At 38.9% G+C, this 20,529-nt stretch carries 10 protein-coding genes and 1 riboswitch; all 10 genes read left to right on the forward strand.

Annotated features, from left to right (window positions below; all coding sequences use genetic code 11):
• Nucleotides 1-33 precede the first annotated feature (33 nt).
• Nucleotides 34-7,479, forward strand: a complete 7,446-nt coding sequence (locus tag RYO55_RS03530) for a YadA-like family protein (RefSeq protein ID WP_314984212.1) — start codon at nt 34-36, stop codon at nt 7,477-7,479.
• Between the two features lie 241 nt (nt 7,480-7,720).
• Nucleotides 7,721-8,911: a type I restriction enzyme HsdR N-terminal domain-containing protein gene (locus tag RYO55_RS03535; protein ID WP_302498567.1), complete on the forward strand. Its 1,191-nt coding sequence runs from the start codon at nt 7,721-7,723 to the stop codon at nt 8,909-8,911.
• 227 nt (nt 8,912-9,138) lie between these two features.
• The gene (locus RYO55_RS03540) at nt 9,139-11,292 is read left to right on the forward strand and encodes an ATP-dependent Clp protease ATP-binding subunit (RefSeq protein WP_270279145.1); all 2,154 of its coding nucleotides are present in this window, start codon (nt 9,139-9,141) and stop codon (nt 11,290-11,292) included.
• 77 nt (nt 11,293-11,369) lie between these two features.
• Nucleotides 11,370-11,477, forward strand: a riboswitch (TPP riboswitch).
• A gap of 78 nt (nt 11,478-11,555) precedes the next feature.
• Nucleotides 11,556-12,860, forward strand: a complete 1,305-nt coding sequence (thiC, locus tag RYO55_RS03545; protein ID WP_314984214.1) for a phosphomethylpyrimidine synthase ThiC — start codon at nt 11,556-11,558, stop codon at nt 12,858-12,860.
• 23 nt (nt 12,861-12,883) lie between these two features.
• The gene (gene thiS, locus RYO55_RS03550; protein ID WP_314984216.1) at nt 12,884-13,159 is read left to right on the forward strand and encodes a sulfur carrier protein ThiS; all 276 of its coding nucleotides are present in this window, start codon (nt 12,884-12,886) and stop codon (nt 13,157-13,159) included.
• A 180-nt stretch (nt 13,160-13,339) separates the two neighbouring features.
• Entirely contained in the window at nt 13,340-14,107 is a 768-nt protein-coding gene (locus RYO55_RS03555) for a LamB/YcsF family protein (protein ID WP_302498570.1), read from the forward strand.
• Between the two features lie 142 nt (nt 14,108-14,249).
• Nucleotides 14,250-15,446, forward strand: coding sequence for an NRAMP family divalent metal transporter (locus RYO55_RS03560; RefSeq protein ID WP_227037875.1), 1,197 nt, complete (start codon nt 14,250-14,252; stop codon nt 15,444-15,446).
• A 74-nt stretch (nt 15,447-15,520) separates the two neighbouring features.
• A complete protein-coding gene (gene pxpB, locus RYO55_RS03565) occupies nt 15,521-16,264 on the forward strand; it encodes a 5-oxoprolinase subunit PxpB (RefSeq protein ID WP_227037877.1) in 744 nt (247 codons plus the stop codon).
• A 37-nt stretch (nt 16,265-16,301) separates the two neighbouring features.
• Entirely contained in the window at nt 16,302-17,273 is a 972-nt protein-coding gene (locus RYO55_RS03570; protein WP_399554502.1) for a biotin-dependent carboxyltransferase family protein, read from the forward strand.
• A 669-nt stretch (nt 17,274-17,942) separates the two neighbouring features.
• On the forward strand, nt 17,943-20,529 hold a 2,587-nt coding region (locus RYO55_RS03575; protein ID WP_314984217.1), incomplete at its 3' end, for an ESPR-type extended signal peptide-containing protein.

Raw genomic sequence — 20,529 nt, forward strand, 5'->3', positions numbered from 1 at the left:
TTTAGGTTTTAGTTGTTACAATAGGAGTATTTAATGAATAAGATTTTCAAGGTAATTTGGAGTAAAAGCAAAGAGTGTTATGTCGTTGTATCTGAGATTGCTAATAACTACAGTGCTAAGAAAGCTGTATTGACAAGCGTTTTTGCTGTGTTAGCGTTAACGGGTAGTGCAGCGCATGTTATGGGGGCGACTTTGCCGTCGGAATTAACAGACAAAGGCTCTATTAAAATCGGTCAATATGCAACTACTAGTAATCAATCCAGCATTGTTATTGGGACAAGTAGCCAATTTAGGGTATCTTCAGTTGATGGATATAGAGCAATCGGTATTGGTTCTGGTGTTATTGCTAGTGGTAATAATAGTGTTTCTATCGGTGGACATTCTCGAGCGACAGAAGATCAGGCGATTGCTATCGGTGGTGCCTCCGATGATAGTGGTGCTAAGGCGACAGGTTCTCAATCTATTGCTATTGGTGGTAATACTGTAGCTAGTGGGGATTCCTCTATTGTAGTCGGTGGTGATGACGTAGAGGTCGCATTCTCTAGAACTGTAACCTATACAGATATTAATACTGGACAAGCGAAAACAGGGACATTGAGACAGGCATCTATAGATTTGGCAAATATCCAACTGCCTCAATATATAACTGCTACAGCTAGTCATGCAGGGACTGCCATTGGGATGAAAACTAAAGCTGGTGACTTGGGCCTTTCTCTCGGCATGGGGGCGGATTCCGCTACTCGCCTAGATGGTAAGGCTGGTAATGTAGTTAATGCTATCGCTATCGGTGCCGGTGCAAAAGCTAATCGGGATAACTCTATTGCTATTGGCGGTGGTGCTAATACTGATGCAGCGGGTGTGGCACAAACAAGTTATACTATGAGTAATGGAGAGATAGTTAACTGGGCCGGTGGTGAAAATGTGTTGCCTGGTGACGTTGTATCATTCGGTGCTCCTGGTTATGAACGTCAGCTTAAAAATATAGCGCCTGGTATTGTTAGTGCAACTTCTACAGATGCGGTGAATGGCTCTCAGTTATATGCTATAGCTGAGAAGACTTTATCTAAATATATTTCTATTAAATCTGATTTGGCTGGGAATAAATCTAATAAAGGTGCAGAAGCGACTGATTCTATGGCTATAGGTCCGGATGCTTCTACAACAACTGCTGCTACTAAAGGGACTGCTTTAGGTACCGGTGCAACTGTTACTGTAGCGAATGGTGTAGCTGTAGGTTCACAGTCTAAAGCAAGCACAGCTAGCGGTGTAGCAGGCTATAATGTAAATGACTCTAGAACCGATAAATATGGCTCTTTATCCGGTAAAGCATTGACATCTACTTTAGGTGCCTTTGCTGTAGGTAACGAGACTAATACACGTCAAATCACAGGTGTGGCTGCTGGTACAGCTGATACAGATGCTGTAAATGTGGCACAGTTAAAGAGTGTGAATTTGAAAGTAGCTGGAGATACTGGTACAGGTGATGTTAATCTTGCTAATAGTACTTTAAATATTAAAGGTGCTGGTCTTGCTAAAACGACTGCATCTGGTAAAGATGTAACAGTAACTGTGACAGAAAAAGCAGTTAAACAAGAAGCTGTTAAAGCGGTTACAATGGCAGCAGCGGATCCTAATGGCCCAATTACTGTAACACCTGAGCTTAGTGCGGACAAAGATACAGCAACTTACAAAGTTGGTATCGATCCAACTAAAGTAGCTGAGACTACTAACTTGACCTATAAGGATAATGATGGTGCAGATAAGACCGTTACATTAAAAAAAGGTTTGAACTTTAAGAACGGTACTATGACGACTGCTACTACTGCTGCAGATGGGGTAGTAACTGTTGATATCAATGATGATACAAAGGCTAAAATCAATAATGCGGCAACAAATAAGCTAGATAATCTTACATCAGATGGTGAACAAAAGGTTAAGAGCTTATCTGCATGGAAGGTAAAGGCTAATAATAGTAATGCTGAAACAGTAACAGGTGGAGATACAGTTGCATTTAATGATGGCTCCAATATCACTATTACTCAAAATGGTAAGACATTTACTGTGGCGACTAAAAATGATGTGAACTTTAATACTGTAACGGCTACGACGAAAGTAACAACACCTGCGGTAGAAGGGCTTACTAATACGTCCTGGACACCTGGTACTACAACTCCTGTTAGTGGTCGTGCGGCAACAGAAGATCAATTGAAAGCCGTTGATACACAAGTAGCAACAAATAAAGATGCTATTGCTAAGAATAAGGATAATATCGATAAGAACAAGGATAATATTGCAAAGAATGCGGACAATATCACGAAGAATGCTACAGAAATTGCCACAAATAAAGGTAATATTGCAACTAATACGGCAGCCTTGGCTCGTAAAATCTCTTTAGGTGGTAATACTGGTAGCACAACAGAAAAATCCTTAAGTACAGGAGATGTGAAGTTTAATGTAAAAGGTGCAGGCCTTGTAACGACTTCTGCAGCTGGCGATGATGTAACAGTAACCGTGACAGAAAAAGCAGTTAAACAAGAAGCTGTTAAAGCGGTTACAATGGCAACGGCGGATCCTAATGGTGCGATTACCGTGACACCTGAACTTAGTGCGGACAAAGATACAGCAACTTACAAAGTTGGTATCGATCCAACTAAAGTAGCTGAGACTACTAACTTGACCTATAAGGATAATGATGGTGCAGATAAGACCGTTACATTAAAAAAAGGTTTGAACTTTAAGAACGGTACTATGACGACTGCTACTACTGCTGCAGATGGGGTAGTAACTGTTGATATCAATGATGATACAAAGGCTAAAATCAATAATGCGGCAACGAATAAGCTAGATAACCTTACACCAGATGGTGAACAAAAGGTTAAAAGCTTATCTGCATGGAAGGTAAAGGCTAATAACAGTAATGCTGAAACAGTAACAGGTGGAGATACCGTTACATTTAATGATGGTTCTAATATCGCTATTACACAAAATGGCAAGACCTTTACTGTGGCGACTAAAAATGATGTAAACTTTAATACTGTAACAGCTACGACAAAGGTGACAACACCTGCGGTAGAAGGGCTTACTAATACGTCCTGGACACCTGGTACGACAACTCCTGTTAGTGGTCGTGCGGCAACAGAAGATCAATTGAAAGCCGTTGATACACAAGTAGTAACAAATAAAGATGATATTGCTAAAAATAAGGCTAATATCGATAAGAACAAGGATAATATTGCAAAGAATGCGGATAATATCACGAAAAATGCTACAGAAATTGCCACAAATAAAGGTAATATTGCAACCAATACGCAGAACATTGCAACTAATACGGCAGCCTTGTCTCGTAAGATTTCTTTAGGTGGCGATACAGGTAATACAACAGAGAAATCTTTAAGTACAGGTGATGTGAAGTTTAATGTAAAAGGTGCGGGTCTTGTAACGACTTCTGCAGCTGGTGATGATGTAACAGTAACTGTGACAGAAAAAGCAGTTAAACAAGAAGCTGTTAAAGCGGTTACAATGGCAGCAGCGGATCCTAATGGCCCAATTACTGTAACACCTGAGCTTAGTGCGGACAAAGATACAGCAACTTACAAAGTTGGTATCGATCCAACTAAAGTAGCTGAGACTACTAACTTGACCTATAAGGATAATGATGGTGCAGATAAGACCGTTACATTAAAAAAAGGTTTGAACTTTAAGAACGGTACTATGACGACTGCTACTACTGCTGCAGATGGGGTAGTAACTGTTGATATCAATGATGATACAAAGGCTAAAATCAATAACGCCGCAACAAATAAGTTAGATAATCTTACACCGGAAGGCGAACAAAAGGTTAAGACCTTAGCAACATGGAATGTCGCTACTGCTGCTGATGGTGGAACTCATTCCGGCGATTCAACTAGTACTGTAACAGGTTCTGATACAGTGACTTTTAAAGCAGGTAATAACCTAAATGTAAATCAAACTGATAGAGATATTACATTCTCCTTAAATAAAGAGATTTCTGATATGACTAGTTTAGGTCTCACGAATCCGGATGGTGCAAAGGCAACTATTAAGACTGGAAAAGGGGACGCTCATGTAGGTAAAACAGACCAAGCGGATCGCATCATTTATACTAATGCAGCTGGTACTGAAGAACAGGTAGCAACATTAAAAGACGGTTTGCAATTCGGTGGCGATAATAATCCTGAAGTTATTAATAAGACATTGAATCAAAAGTTAGAAGTTGTTGGTGGTGCTGACGCAGCGAAATTGTCCGATAACAATATCGGTGTTAATGCAAAAGACGGTAAGTTGCACGTACAATTGTCTAAAGAATTGAATGACTTGACTAGTGCACAATTCAAAACTGGTAATGCTGTATCCACTATTAGTGGTGAGGGCACGACTGTGACAGATGGTACTAATACTACGAAGTATGGTCCTAAAGGCATGACCATTAATCCAGGTGCTAACGAAATCTCTCTTACTGATGAAGGCTTAAATAACGGCGGCAAAGTCATTTCCAATGTGGCGAGCGGCGGTACGGTTGAGACAAATGCGGCGAACATCGGTGATGTAAAGAAAGCGGCAGCGGCATCCAAAACGACAGTATCTGTTAATAAGAAAGATACAGAAACTCCGAATTTGGTACTAGAAGAAACGGTAGATCCTACTGATGGTCATACGAATTACGATATCAAATTGGCTGATAAAGTTAACTTGGGTAATGGTAATATTGTTCTTAACGGTACTGATGGTAGCATCAAGACTAAAGGCAATATTACATCCGAAGGTACTGTAGAAGGTAAAGATCTTAAAGCGGGCGATGTAACTGTTAACAAGGACAACAAAGGTACTGTGAACGGTTTATCCAATAAGACATGGACTCGTGGGCAGGCTCCTGTGAGCGGTCAAGCGGCGACAGAAGACCAAATCCAAGCGGTAGATACTCGTGTGATGGCCGTAGAAGATAAGGTAGCGGACTTCGGCTGGATGGCGAAGAGCAGTGCTACAGGTACAGGTCAAGCGACAGGTAATAATGCAGCAACTAAGGTTGGCGATAAAACGGAAGTAGAATTCCGTGCCGGTGATAACCTTACTATTGACCAAACAGGTACAACTTTCACGTATTCCTTGAATAAAAACATGACAGGTCTTGAAAGCGTATCCGTAGGCGATGTAGCAAACGATAAACCAGGCGTTGTATTGAACGGTGCTGAAGGTACTATGGGCGTACGTGGTAAAGACGGTGCGAATGCATCTATTACAGCGGCTAAAGGTGCTGACGGATTGACAGGTACTGGTGCTAGTAAAGATCGTATCGTTTATGAAACGAAAGACGCTAACGGCAATTCTGTAAAAGAAACCGTAGCAACAATGAACGATGGTTTACATTTTGCTGGTGATAACGGAAATACTGTTATCGACAAAACATTAAATGAGAAACTCGAAATTGTTGGCGGTGCTGATGCAACGAAATTGTCTGAAAAGAATATCGGTGTCAATGCGAAAGACGGTAAGTTGCATGTACAGTTAGCTAAAGAATTGAATGACTTGACTAGTGCACAATTCAAAAATGGTAATGCTGTATCCACTATTAGTGGTGAGGGCACGACTGTGACAGATGGTACTAATACTACGAAGTATGGTCCTAAAGGCATGACCATTAATCCAGGTGCTAACGAAATCTCTCTTACTGATGAAGGCTTAAATAACGGCGGCAAAGTCATTTCCAATGTGGCGAGCGGCGGTACGGTTGAGACAAATGCGGCGAACATCGGTGATGTAAAGAAAGCGGCAGCGGCATCCAAAACGACAGTATCTGTTAATAAGAAAGATACAGAAACTCCGAATTTGGTACTAGAAGAAACGGTAGATCCTACTGATGGTCATACGAATTACGATATCAAATTGGCTGATAAAGTTAACTTGGGTAATGGTAATATTGTTCTTAACGGTACTGATGGTAGCATCAAGACTAAAGGCAATATTACATCCGAAGGTACTGTAGAAGGTAAAGATCTTAAAGCGGGCGATGTAACTGTTAACAAGGACAACAAAGGTACTGTGAACGGTTTATCCAATAAGACATGGACTCGTGGGCAGGCTCCTGTGAGCGGTCAAGCGGCGACAGAAGACCAAATCCAAGCGGTAGATACTCGTGTGATGGCCGTAGAAGATAAGGTAGCGGACTTCGGCTGGATGGCGAAGAGCAGTGCTACAGGTACAGGTCAAGCGACAGGTAATAATGCAGCAACTAAGGTTGGCGATAAAACGGAAGTAGAATTCCGTGCCGGTGATAACCTTACTATTGACCAAACAGGCACAACTTTCACGTATTCCTTGAATAAGAATATGACAGGTCTTGAAAGTGTATCCGTAGGCGATGTAGCAAACGATAAACCGGGCGTTGTATTGAACGGTGCTGACGGTACTATGGGCGTACGCGGTAAAGATGGTGCAAATGCATCTATTACAGCGGCTAAAGGTGCTGACGGATTGACAGGTACTGGTGCTGGTAAAGATCGTATCGTTTATGAAACGAAAGATGCTAACGGCAATCCTGTAAAAGAAACCGTAGCGACTATGAACGACGGCTTGCATTTCGCTGGTGATAACGGAAATACTGTTATCGATAAAACATTGAATCATAAACTTGAAATCGTTGGTGGTGCTGATGCAGCGAAATTGACTGATAACAATATCGGCGTTAATGCAAAAGACGGCAAGTTGCAAGTACAATTAGCTAAAGATTTAAATGGTTTGTCCAGTGTAGAAGTGAAGGACGATAATGGTGCATCCACTGTTATGAAAGGTGACACTATTAAGAGCAAAGATGCAGCAGGAAATACTTCTGTTGTAAATGGCTCTGGCGTGACTATCACACCTGCTAATCCGCAAAATCCAAATGCTGGTACAGTGTCTTTAACTACTGAAGGCTTGAATAATGGCAACAATCAAATCAAGGGCGTTGCAGCTGGTACAGCAGATACAGATGCAGTTAACCTTGGTCAATTGAAAAAATCTAATGCTCAGCTTGCTAATGCAATTGCTAATGTTGAATCCGAAACACAACGAGTAGGCGCTCATGCGGCGGCTATGTCAGCATTGAAACCAATCCAATATGATCCATTAGAACCAACTCAAGTGATGGCTGGATACGGTAACTATCGTGGTAAGAGTGCAGCAGCATTAGGTCTTGCTCATTATACTAATGAAGATACAATGTTCAACGTGGGTGTTTCCGTAGGTGGACGTCATAATATGATCAATGCGGGCTATACTCACAAATTTGGTAACAGCGATGCTAAAAAAGCTGTACCAAAACGTTACAAAGGCGGTCCAATCAGCTCCATTTATGTGATGCAGGATGAAATGACCTCTTTGAAACAAGAGAATAGTAGACAAAAAGAAGTATTGGATAAACAACAAGCTGAAATCGAATCGTTGAAAGCTATGGTTAATAGTTTACTAGCAACTAAAGGTTAATAACTAAATATAGTAATTGAAACGATAATTTCGCTATAGCATTCTTGTAGTGTTAGCCAATGTCGTCAAGGAAAAAGGTTCCGTAGGAAGTTGATGGCCGATAAGCCTCAACTGAAATACGGAACCTTTTTTGTTTTAGCTGTAGTGTCCCTTTATAAGACAACTAATATTTATGTGTGATATAATATTGAAAATGAAAAAATGATGAATTTCGAACAGCTGTTATAAGGGGATTTATATTGTGGAGAATATAGAAAAGATATTTAAAAGTATCAGATTACAGAAATATAAACCGGGAGGAACATCCTTTGCTGATCCTATACGAAATATATTTGTCCAATGCACACCAGAAGAGGTGGTACGGCAAAAAACAATTCATTTTTTACAGAGCGACCTAGGAGTGCCACTTGAGAGGATTAGCGTTGAAGAGTCTATGGCTCATGTTAAACGAGGAGCACGAGGTAGAGCGGATATCGTTGTTTATCGGGATGACAAGAAAAAAGACGCGCTTTTAGTGATTGAATGTAAGGCGCCTGAAGTGGATGTGTCCTGTTATATAGTACGTGAGCAGTCAGAAAGGTATCAGAAAATTCTAGGTGCTAATTACTGTATGTTAATTAATGGACGCCAGATTATGATGTATAAATATAATGATGGATTAGCAATAGAGCTTGATGGCATCCCTTCATATATAGAGCTTTTAAACAATAAAGTAGAGTATACTAAATTATTGCAAGTAAAACCATATAGCTATCTTGATATCAAATCCAAAAATATTCAACGTGCATTTGTAAAAGAGCATTATATAGGTGATTTTACTCCAAATGATATAAAATCATTTGTACTTAATTTTTTGAATTTAATTCTACTTAAGTCTTTTATTAGTATTGAAGATTTGATGAGAATAGGCGTATCAGAGGATTTTGGTATAAAACGGACTCGATTTGGTAATAGTGCTGGTTATAACTATCAAGAGTTGACTCGTTTGTTCATCGCAAAAGATAATAAAGGAAAAGATATAATTTGTGGGCTTAGTATGATTGGGGATTATAATACACAATTGAATATATCCATAACAAATAAGAAAAAAGGACATCATTCTTTACAATTAAACATGGATAAATTTTGTGAATATGATTCCGCTACAAATATGATAACAGTTACACATAATGGAGCATTATCCTTTGGTAGAGGTGGATCTATGAGCCATAAAGTTGTTATTGATTATATACAAGAGAAAGCACCAGACTTAATTCAAAATGATAAAGTAAATCTTGGAACAATAGATAATTCTAGATTGTTAGAATGGGGTAATACAGATGTGCAAAATTTTATAAGAAATTTATTACGTTATGCTATTCTTAGGGACGAAATACGAGTTAAACATAAAAAACGGAAACGTTCTAAGAAGAAACGATTAGATAATTATTAAATTTAGTAGGATTGATTAAGTTTGTAATATAATGTAAAAAGATTACATTGTATTACAAACTTTTTTGTTGTTAGAATATAAAGTTAGAAATATTTTAAAAATTTATCTTTTGACTTATTGACTTATTGACTTTTAAGAGTTATTATAATGCCATAGGGTAAATAAACCCAGTAAGAATAATATTAGTCAAATAGTTAAACTCTATGATGTATGAGGGGGTAAAATATATGAACAACAACTTTAACAACTTTGGTAATGAATTTTCTAGCATGAATGATTTGTTTAATCAATTGATGGGTAATATGGGGGGGTATTCCACAGAACGACGTAGTTATAAGATTAATGGTCGCGAAGTAACTCCAGAAGAATTTGCGTTTTATCGTCAAACTGGTCGATTACCATCTAATGAGGAAATGCAAGCTGCTCAAGCTGCGCAACAAGGTAAAATAAAACAAGATGGCATCCTTGCTCGTTTGGGGACAAACTTAACTCAACAAGCTCGTGATGGTAAACTTGATCCTGTAATTGGTCGAAATAAAGAAATCCAAGAAACAGCAGAAATCTTAGCACGTCGTACTAAAAATAATCCTGTACTTGTAGGTGATGCTGGTGTTGGTAAAACTGCAGTAGTAGAAGGTTTGGCACAAGCTATTGTAAATGGTGACGTTCCAGCAGCTATTAAAAATAAAGAAATCATTTCCATCGATATTTCCGGATTGGAAGCTGGTACTCAATATCGTGGTTCCTTCGAAGAAAACATTCAAAACCTTATTAAAGAGGTAAAAGCCGCAGGCAATATTATCTTGTTCTTCGATGAAATTCACCAAATTTTGGGCGCTGGGTCCACAGGTGATGGTCAAGGATCTAAAGGCTTGGCAGATATCTTGAAGCCTGCTTTGTCCCGTGGTGAAATGACAGTTATCGGTGCTACAACACAAGATGAATACCGTAACACAATCATGAAAAACGCAGCTCTTGCTCGCCGTTTCAATGAAGTTAAGGTCAATGCACCATCTGCAGAAGATACTTTCAAAATCTTACAAGGCATTCGTCCATTGTACGAAGCGCATCATAACATTGAATTGCCAGATGCGGTGTTGAAAGCCGCTGTAGATTATTCCGTACAGTATATTCCACAACGTAGCTTGCCAGATAAAGCTATTGATTTAATTGATGTAACAGCAGCTCATTTGGCATCTCAACATCCTGTAACAGATATTAAAACATTGGAAGCAGATATTGCTGATGCTAAAGCAAAACAAGAGGAATATGCTCAAAAAGAAGACTATGAATCTGCGATTAATGAAAAAATGCGTATTCAAAAGTTACAAGCAGAGCTCGATAACCATACAGAAAATCAAAAGGTGGTAGCGCAAGTAAACGATGTAGCAGAAGCCGTTGAAAGAATGACTGGTATTCCTGTATCTCAAATGGGGGCGTCCGATATCGAGCGCTTGAAAGACATGAAATCTCGTTTGGAAGCTCATGTAATCGGCCAAGATAAAGCAGTAGAAGCTGTATCTAAAGCAATTCGTCGTAATCGCGCAGGCTTTGATGAAGGCAACCGCCCAATTGGGAGCTTCTTATTCGTAGGACCTACAGGTGTTGGTAAGACAGAATTAGCTAAACAATTAGCTCTAGATATGTTCGGTAACAAAGATGCAATCATTCGTTTGGATATGTCCGAATACAGTGATCGCACAGCCGTATCTAAATTAATTGGTGCTACAGCTGGTTATGTTGGTTACGAAGATAACTCTAACACATTGACTGAACGCGTACGTCGTAATCCTTATTCCATCGTATTATTCGACGAAATCGAAAAAGCAGATCCTCAAGTTATTACATTACTTCTTCAAGTATTGGATGATGGTCGCTTAACAGATGGTCAAGGTAACACAGTAAACTTTAAAAATACCGTTATCATCGCTACATCCAATGCAGGTTTCGGTTATGGTAGTGACAATGATGATGAAAATAAAGTAGATGTAATGGAACGCATCGCTCCATTCTTCCGTCCAGAGTTCTTGAACCGTTTCAACGCAGTTATCGAGTTCAATCAATTGAGCAAAGAAGATTTGAAAAAAATTGTAGATTTGATGCTTGATCAAGTGAATAAAACTTTAGCTAAAAAAGACATCACTCTTGATGTAACAGATGCAGCTAAAGAATTGTTGATGGAACAAGGGTATGACAAAACTATGGGCGCTCGTCCATTACGCCGTGTTGTGGAATCTGAAATCCGAGATAATGTAACAGATTTCTACTTGGATAATATCGATGTAAAACACTTGCTTGCAGATGTTAAGGATGGGCATATTGTAATCTCTGAAAAAGCAGATTCCGATGATAGTAAAGACCAAGATAAGGCTGAGAAATAAATAACAGATGTATACGTGTCAGAATAATCATTTGACAAATCTGAATAAAGTAGTAATATTAAAAGCATAATTATATAGTGAGTATGCAAGGGAGCCTATTATATAGGCTGAGAAAGGGCTGCGAGCACCTGACCTTTATACCTGATCGGGATTATGCCCGCGTAGGAAGCACGCTAATACTTAATACGGGTATCGATCATTTTGTTCGATACCCGTTTTTGCATACCTAACTATATATGTCTTTTATATAGGAGGATGTAAAAATGTTTATGACACAATTGGAATCGGCTGTAGCTGGCGTGGTTACGAAGGAAATGAAAGTAGTCGCGGAAAAAGAACGTATGGATGAAGAGGTGTTACGTTCCCTAGTGGCAGCAGGAAAGGTTGTTATCCCTTGTAATAAGCAGCATACTAGCATTTCGCCTGAGGGAATTGGTAAGCGTTTAAGAACAAAGGTCAATGTTAATTTAGGTACATCGAAAGACGTTACTGATTATGATAGTGAGATTGAAAAGGTTAATCGAGCTATTCGACTTGGAGCAGAGTCGATTATGGACCTTTCCACTCATGGTGACACTCGTATTTTTAGACGTAAATTAATCGAGACATCGCCAGTAATGATTGGTACGGTACCTATCTATGACAGTGTCATCCATCATCAAAAAGATTTGGGCGAATTAACCGCTCAAGACTTCTTGGATACTATCCGATTACACGCACAAGATGGTGTAGATTTTATTACTATTCACAGCGGTATTACAAGAAAAACAATAGATCAAATTAAGAATCATAAACGGATGCTTAATATTGTTAGCCGCGGAGGAAGCTTGGTGTTTGCATGGATGAGCATGACAGGCCATGAAAATCCATTCTATGAATACTTTGATGAAATTTTAAAGATTTGCAAAGAATATGATGTTACTTTGTCTTTAGGTGATGCTTGTCGTCCAGGTTGCTTGGCGGATGCAACTGATGTGTGCCAAATTGAAGAGCTTGTAAGGCTTGGTGAATTGGCAAAACGAGCGAAACAATATGGTGTACAAGCTATGATTGAAGGACCTGGGCATGTACCTTTACATCAAATACAAATGAATATAGAAATACAAGAGTCCTTGTGTGATGGAGCGCCCTTCTATGTGTTGGGGCCGCTCGTAACAGATATTGCTCCTGGCTACGACCATATTACGGCTGCCATTGGTGGGGCTGTAGCGGGTATGCATGGGGCGTCCTTCTTGTGCTATGTTACACCAGCGGAACATTTAGCCTTACCAAATGCAGATGATGTAAAAGATGGAATTATGGCTTTTAAAATAGCGGCGCATGCTGCAGATATTGCTCGTGGTATTTCTAATGCAAGAGATATAGATGACACCATGGCTAAGGCACGTCAAGTCCTCGACTGGGAGGCACAATATGCTTGTGCCCTTGATCCTGAACGGGCTCGTTCTATTCGTGAAAGTAGAGCACCGGAGGAAGACCATAGTGAAACCTGTTCGATGTGTGGCAAGTTTTGTGCTGTACGCAGTATGAATAAAGCTTTACAAGAAGAATATATTGATATTTTATAAGCTTTTTCATATGGGAGGTCATTATGGATTTGATTGTTAATGGAGAACCAAAGCATGTTGTAGGTGAGCAACTTCATTTGGTTCTTGATGAATTAGGCTATTCTGGTAAACACTTTGTAGTTGAGCTTAATGGTGAGGTTATTAGTAAAGAAAAATATACAACCACTAAATTAACGGCTGCTGATATCGTTTGGCAAGCGCATCCCGATTTTATTTGTGCCGTTTCTGAAATAACAGAGTCAGACAATATACAAAATACGGTTTATGAGCTTATGAACGGATATAGTAGAGTCAGATAAAAAATTGAGTTTACATACAAACCACAAGATTAAAATCTTGTGGTTTTTTGGTTATAAAAGAATTTTGTATACATGATAAAAATCATTGCTAACACATCGATTTATTTAGTATAATCGTATCATTAAATTCGATATTCTATAGAATTTATAAAATAAATGAAGATGGAGAGGTAATTGTATATGTCTCATTATGTAGATTTAAATAGTGATTTAGGCGAAAGTTTTGGTAACTATACATTAGGCATGGATAGTGAAGTATTAAATCACGTAACAAGTGCTAATATTGCTTGTGGTTGGCACGCTGGAGATCCTCTTATTATGGAGGCGACTGTCCGCATATGTAAAGAAAAAGGCGTTGCCGTAGGGGCGCATCCTGGTTATCCAGATTTGATGGGATTTGGTCGTCGTGCGATGGCAGTAAATCCTGCTGAGGCAAAAGCCTATATGATGTACCAACTAGGTGCACTTCAAGCTTTTTGTGATAGTTATGACATTACTTTACAGCATATGAAACTACATGGTGCTTTTTACAATACAGCCTGTGTTACGCCTGTACTAGCCGATGCAATTTTAGATGGTTTACAAGCGGTAAATCCTAATATCTCGGCCATGGTATTGAGTGGTAGCTATATTGCTCAAGAGGCACAGCGACGAGGTATTCCTGTTATACAGGAAGTGTTTGCCGATCGTGGCTATACAGAGAAGGGAACATTGGTCCCTCGTACAGAAGAAGGTGCTTTCATCAAAGACCCGCAAGAGGCTTTAGACCGAGTTCTCATGATGGTTACAAAGGGGAAGGTTGTTACTAATACGGGGAAGACCATTGATATTGTGGCCGACTCCGTATGTGTTCATGGTGATAACCCTGAAGCGATAGCTTTCACAAGGTATATTCGGGAGGGGCTCACAAAAGCTGGTGTAACGGTGGCGAATTTTCAGCACCGATAAAACTATTAAATACATTAAAATAAATGCTTAATTAATACCAACAGAAAATGCAAATATAAGTATTAAAAGTAAGTATTACATGTAAGTATGAGCTTTAAGCAATAAGTATGGCATAGATTAATTATTATATGTGGAGGTTCCTATGAAACCAATTACAGGTAAAGCGAGTTTCTCTGTCCTATTAGGGGCAGCTTTCTTAATGGCCACGTCTTCCATCGGACCTGGCTTTATGTTACAAACGGCAGCATTTACAAATGAGCTAAAAGCAGACTTTGCATTTGCTATCGTTGTATCCGTTATTTTCTCTATTATTGCACAGCTTAATGTGTGGACGATTATTGGTGTATCCAAAATGCGTGGTCAAGATATTGCGAATAAGGTATTGCCAGGCCTTGGTTATATAGTGGCATTTTTAATTTCCCTTGGTGGATTGGCCTTTAATATCGGTAATATTGGTGGTGCTTCTATGGGCCTCAATATTATATTTGGTATCGACACAACAACAGCGGCCGCTATTAGCGGTATCTTAGGTATCTTACTATTTACATCTAAGAAGATGGGTGGTGTTTTAGATAATACGGCTAAAGTACTCGGTACTGTTATGCTTGTTCTTATCGCCTACGTAGCATTCTCTACGAATCCACCAGTAGGAGAAGCCTTGTCTCATTCTGTGATTCCAGAGCATGTACCTTGGTTAGCAACGATTACACTTATTGGGGGCACTGTAGGTGGTTACATTACATTTTCTGGTGGTCACCGCCTCATTGATGCAGGTATTACAGGTCAAGAGCATTTAAAAGATGTACGTCGTGCAGCAATTATGGGGATGTCTGTAGATGCATTAGTTCGAGTGTTATTGTTCTTAGCCGTTTTAGGTGTAGTATCCATGGGCTTTGTGCTAGATTCTAAAGACCCAGCAGGCTCTGCGTTTCTTCTCGGCGCTGGTGAAATCGGTCATAAATTATTCGGTATAGTGTTCTTCTGTGCCGCATTGACCTCTGTAGTAGGGGCTGCCTACACATCAGTATCCTTCTTAAAAACATTGTTTAAGGTTGTAGAACGAAATGAAAAATTGACTATTATGGCATTTATCTTTATTTCTACATGTATCTTAATCTTTATTGGCAAACCAGTATCTCTATTGATTTTAGCGGGCTCTGTAAATGGTTTGATCCTGCCTGTTACGTTGGCAGTTATGCTCGTTGCTACTCATAAATCTGAAATCGTAGGGGCATACAAACACAATAAACTTTTATATTATACCGGTTGGATTGTAGTACTTGTAACATCTTATATTGGTGTTACATCTTTAAAAGGCATTGCTAAGTTACTAGGTTAATTAATTATCTGTGAAAGCACCATTACGTTCGGCTTGAATGTGATGGTCCTTTCTAGTTATAGCAGGAGGTACATATGAAACCTACAATTTCACCTGTAGGGGATTGCGCTATCTCTATTGATTTTGGTCAAGTAATCGATCCAAAGATTAATCGACAAATCCGACAAGTTATAGAGCAGATTAAAGTCTTACAGCTAGATGGAATTATTGAACTAGTTCCTACATACTGTGCATTGCTTGTTCAATATGATGCAATGGTATATACGTATTCAGACATTTGTAGAATTCTTGATCCTATATTACAAGAATCTGTAACAGACAGCGTAATTGAACGTGTTATGATTGTTGAAATACCTACCGTATATGGTGGTGAGTTTGGTCCAGATTTAGGCTTTGTAGCCTCTTACAATCATATAAGTGAAGCTGAGGTTGTATCCATTCATAGTGGTACAGATTATTTAGTTTATATGCTAGGCTTTATTCCTGGATTTACCTATTTAGGTGGCATGGATCCACGCATTGCAACGCCGCGGTTGTCTTCACCAAGAACTTTGATTCCTGCCGGCTCTGTAGGTATTGCAGGAGAACAGACTGGTACATATCCATCAGAATCTCCTGGAGGCTGGCAGATTATTGGACGCACACCTGTGACTATGTATGACATGTCTAAGAAACAAGCTGCACTATTGCAAGCCGGAGACTACGTTCGTTATGTGTCTATCAATGAGAATGAGTTCCATCGAATTAAACTATTAGGAAGTAATTATATTCCGTCTATGTATGAAGTAGAGGTAGGTGAGTTGCGTGGGTATAAATGAGTTTAAGGCTGCTTTAATCCGCGTAGATGCGCCAGGGATGTACACTACGATTCAAGATTCTGGCCGCGTTGGCTTTCAACAATATGGTATGCCTGTGGCTGGTCCTATGGATAGTGAAAGCTATCTCTTAGGACAAGCACTTGTAGGTAATACGACTCCTTTCGGTGCATTAGAGTGCACCGTATTGCCACCTACGTTAACCGTCCAAGGTACATGTATCGTTGCTTTCACGGGCGCTGATATGCACCCTACGATTAATAATGTAGTAGTGCCTCGATATATACCTTTTATATGTCACGAAGGCGATATCATTTCTGGCGGCTTTAGCCAATGTGGCGTGCGCATGTATATTGCCTTCTCAGGTGGTATTGATGTTCCCGCTATTAACGGTAGCGTATCGACTCATACAAAGGCTAAGATAGGTGGTATTGAGGGGAGACCGTTACAAGCAGGTGATCAATTTTGCATTAATACATTTACTAGAGACAAAGTGCATGTGTGTGACTTCTATGGAACTCATAAATTATTCAATACCGCTTTATATAACCGAGGTGGTCGTGAGTGTCACGAACCTTTGCGTGTAGTACTAGGAGAGCAAGCAAAGTATTTTACCGAGAAAGGGATTAAGACCTTTGGCAGTAAAATATATACATTGACCGTACAATGTGATCGCATGGGCTTCCGCTTAGATGGCCCTGTTATAGAGCATATCGATAGTGCAGACATTATTTCTGATGGTGCTGTATTTGGCTCTATTCAAGTTCCGTCAGATGGAAATCCAATAATCCTCATGGCGGACCGACAAACAACGGGCGGCTATACAAAGATTGGTACTATCATTACCGCCGATTTACCTAGGTTAAGCCAGTTGCCAGTAGGGGATGGAATTCATTTTGATATTATTTCTGTAGAAGAATCACAAGAAATATATCGTACCTATATGAAACGCTTATATAAGCGAATACAATTAGCACACGAACAAAGTTTATATGTTTTTAAATTACGCTAGTTTGTTCCCTAATTTAATTATACAATTTAGTAATAAAGCTATCTCGTAGATTGTCATTTCTATGAGATAGCTTTTTATTATGTAATATAAGATGAACTCAATTAAATGTTGATAAAAATTGAAGCATAATAATCTAAAAGCAATACATGATACGTTAAATGCTGTATAACAAGATAATAGTGATCTATAAGAGGCTTAACTTAATCGATAATAATCTGAGCATATTTTTTTTGAAAGGTGTAGTAACTCAATCACTGATTAAGGGAGGACACATAAAGTTTTATAAAAATTTAATGAATTAATTATGTCTATAGTGATGACATGTAACTAAGTCCATAATATCTAGTTAAACACAAGTTTTTTTAGTACATATAATCTCATAAACGAAATTTAAATAATTGATTATGAGTTTATATTCATTTTATCTCTTCGGTATGGTATAAAATAAGCCCATATTTTATATAGATTTGTGACATGAATCACTATAAAGCCCATTGCTACGCTGTTTTTGTAATGCCTATAATTGTGAAAAATAAATGAAAAAGCTTGATAGTATATTAAAGGTTTTGGTATACTTATAATATTGAAAATTTTAAAATTCTTGTATGACTTACCATATGATAAAACATCGAGGGAGCATTAATATTAATATAGTTTATAGGAGAAAGTATGAATAAGATTTTTAAAGTGGTTTGGAGTAAATCAAAAAACTGTTACGTAGTAGTATCTGAGTTCGCTAAGAATAATAGTGGTAAAAAGAAAATTGTTGTAGCAGCAATCTTGGCTGCATTAGCAATGACTAATGCTAGCATCTCTATGGCGGCAAATACTTTGCCTACAAAACTGCATGCAACAGCAGTAGGCTTAGGGGATGGTGCTTCTGTTACTGGTGACAAAGCTGTAGGCTTCGGTCAAAATGCAGCAGCTGCTGGTGGATATTCTATTGCAATAGGTTCTAATTCTAGTACCAGTGTTAACAGTCCACAAGGAATCGCTATTGGTGGGGGTAATACTGCTAATGAAGGTGCAAGAGTAATTGGGGAACAAGCAATTGCCATTGGGGGAAATACAATAGCTCAAGGTAACTCTTCTATTGTTATTGGTGGCGATGATGTAGTTAAAGCTGATGGTATAAAAGTTGTTTATACTACGAATAATGGTGAGAATAAGACTGGAGATTTGCGTAGTGCTGTTCAAAGCTTAACAGGCTTTGATATGAGAAATCCGCTATATACAGCGGCAACGGCTGGCGAATCTGGTATCACATTAGGTATGAAAGGTCAGTCTGGTAATGTGGGCATTGCAATTGGTACTGGTGCAAATGCGAAGGATCGTTTAGCAGGAACCTCTACTGGTGCTTCTGGTCAAGCCAATGATGATGTAACAAATGCTATTGCTATTGGCACAGGGGCTAGGGCAAATCGTGATAATGCTATTGCCATCGGTGGTGGTTCTAATACTGATGTAGGTGGTACAAAACAATCTAGCTATACATTGCCAAATAACGTTGTTGCTTCCTGGGCTGGTGGTGATAAAACATTGCCAGGTGACGTCGTATCTTTTGGTTCTAAAGGGTATGAACGTCAGTTGAAACACGTGGCTCCTGGTGAAGTAAGTGCTACTTCCACAGATGCAATTAATGGCTCCCAACTTAGTGCTATTGTAGATCAAATCGCTTATAAATATATATCTATAAAATCTTCTGATGTTGCTAATAAAGATAATACTGGTGCTACGGCAACTAATTCTATTGCTATTGGTCCAAATGCCGCAACAGACGCGTCTGCAAGTCATTCTGTAGCTGTTGGTGATGGTGCTAGAGGTAAAGTAGTAGATGGTGTAGCTATTGGCTCAAAATCTACAGCTGATATTGCTTCAGGTGTAGCGGGCTATAATATTAATGCTAGTCGTACAGATGTATATGCTGGGTTAAGTGGTGCTACGTTAACATCTAAATTAGGTGGTGTTGCTGTTGGTACAACAAACCAAACACGTCAAATTAACTATGTTGCTGCTGGTACTGCTGATACAGATGCAGTAAACGTGGCACAACTAAAGAGTGTTAATTTAGCTTTCACAGGTGATAGTGGTACAGGCGATGTGAACCTTGCTAATAGTAAATTAGCTGTAAATGGTGATAATACATACATTACAACTACAGCTAATGGTAAAAAAATTACAGTTTCTGGTAAAAAGCAAGATATTACAGTAGCAAATGGTAGCGCTACAGCAACTGCTGGTATGGCGGACTCTGCTAACGTAGCTAATGCAATTAATCAAGCGATTGATCAAAATAAATACGGGTGGAATCTTTCTGCTAATGGCGAAGCTACACCAGTAGCCGTTGAAAAAGGAAATACAGTAGATTTTTCTGGTGACGATAATGTTACGGTTGCTAGAAATGATAAGAAAATCTCTGTAACCTTGAAAAAAGATCTTTCTAAATTAAACAGTGTATCTTTCAATAATGCTGGCGGTAATGAAACTGTAAAAATTGATGGTGACAAAGGTATTAATGCTGGGAATTTGAAAGTTACGAATGTAGCAGATGGTATCGCTGATAAAGATGCTGTTAATGTATCTCAATTGAAAAAAGTTGACGATAAAGCTGAAGCTAACAAAACGGCTATTGATACAAATAAAACTGCAATCGCTAAAAATGCAGGTGATATTGCAACAAACAAGGCTGATATTGCAATTAATAAAGACAATATTGTGACCAACAAACAAAAAATTGCTGACAATAAAACTGCAATTGATAAAAATTCAGGCGATATTGCGACAAACAAAACAGATATTGCTACGAATAAAGATAATATTGCCGATAACAAGCAAAAGATTGCGGACAATAAAGCTGCAATTGATAAAAATGTAGGTGATATTGCAACAAATAAAGCTAATATTGCTCAAAATACTACCGCTATCGCTCGTAAGATTTCTTTAGGTGGTAACTCTGGTTCTACCGATGAAAAATCCTTGAGCACTGGTGATGTGAAATTTAACGTAAAAGGTGAAAATGGCCTTACTACGGTGGCTAATGGCGACGATGTGACTGTTAAACTCGATGATGCAACTAAAGGTAAAGTTGACAATGCAGCTGATCGAGACTTGAGTAATTTGACTCCTGACGGTAAGCAACAAGTTAAGGATTTAGCAGCTTGGAATGTAGTCGCTAATAATGAAACGGCTGAAAAGGTTGAAGGTGGTAACACTGTTAAATTCATCGATGGTGATAACATTTCCATTACTCAAAATG

Source organism: uncultured Veillonella sp., from assembly GCF_963551295.1.
GTDB lineage: Bacteria > Bacillota > Negativicutes > Veillonellales > Veillonellaceae > Veillonella.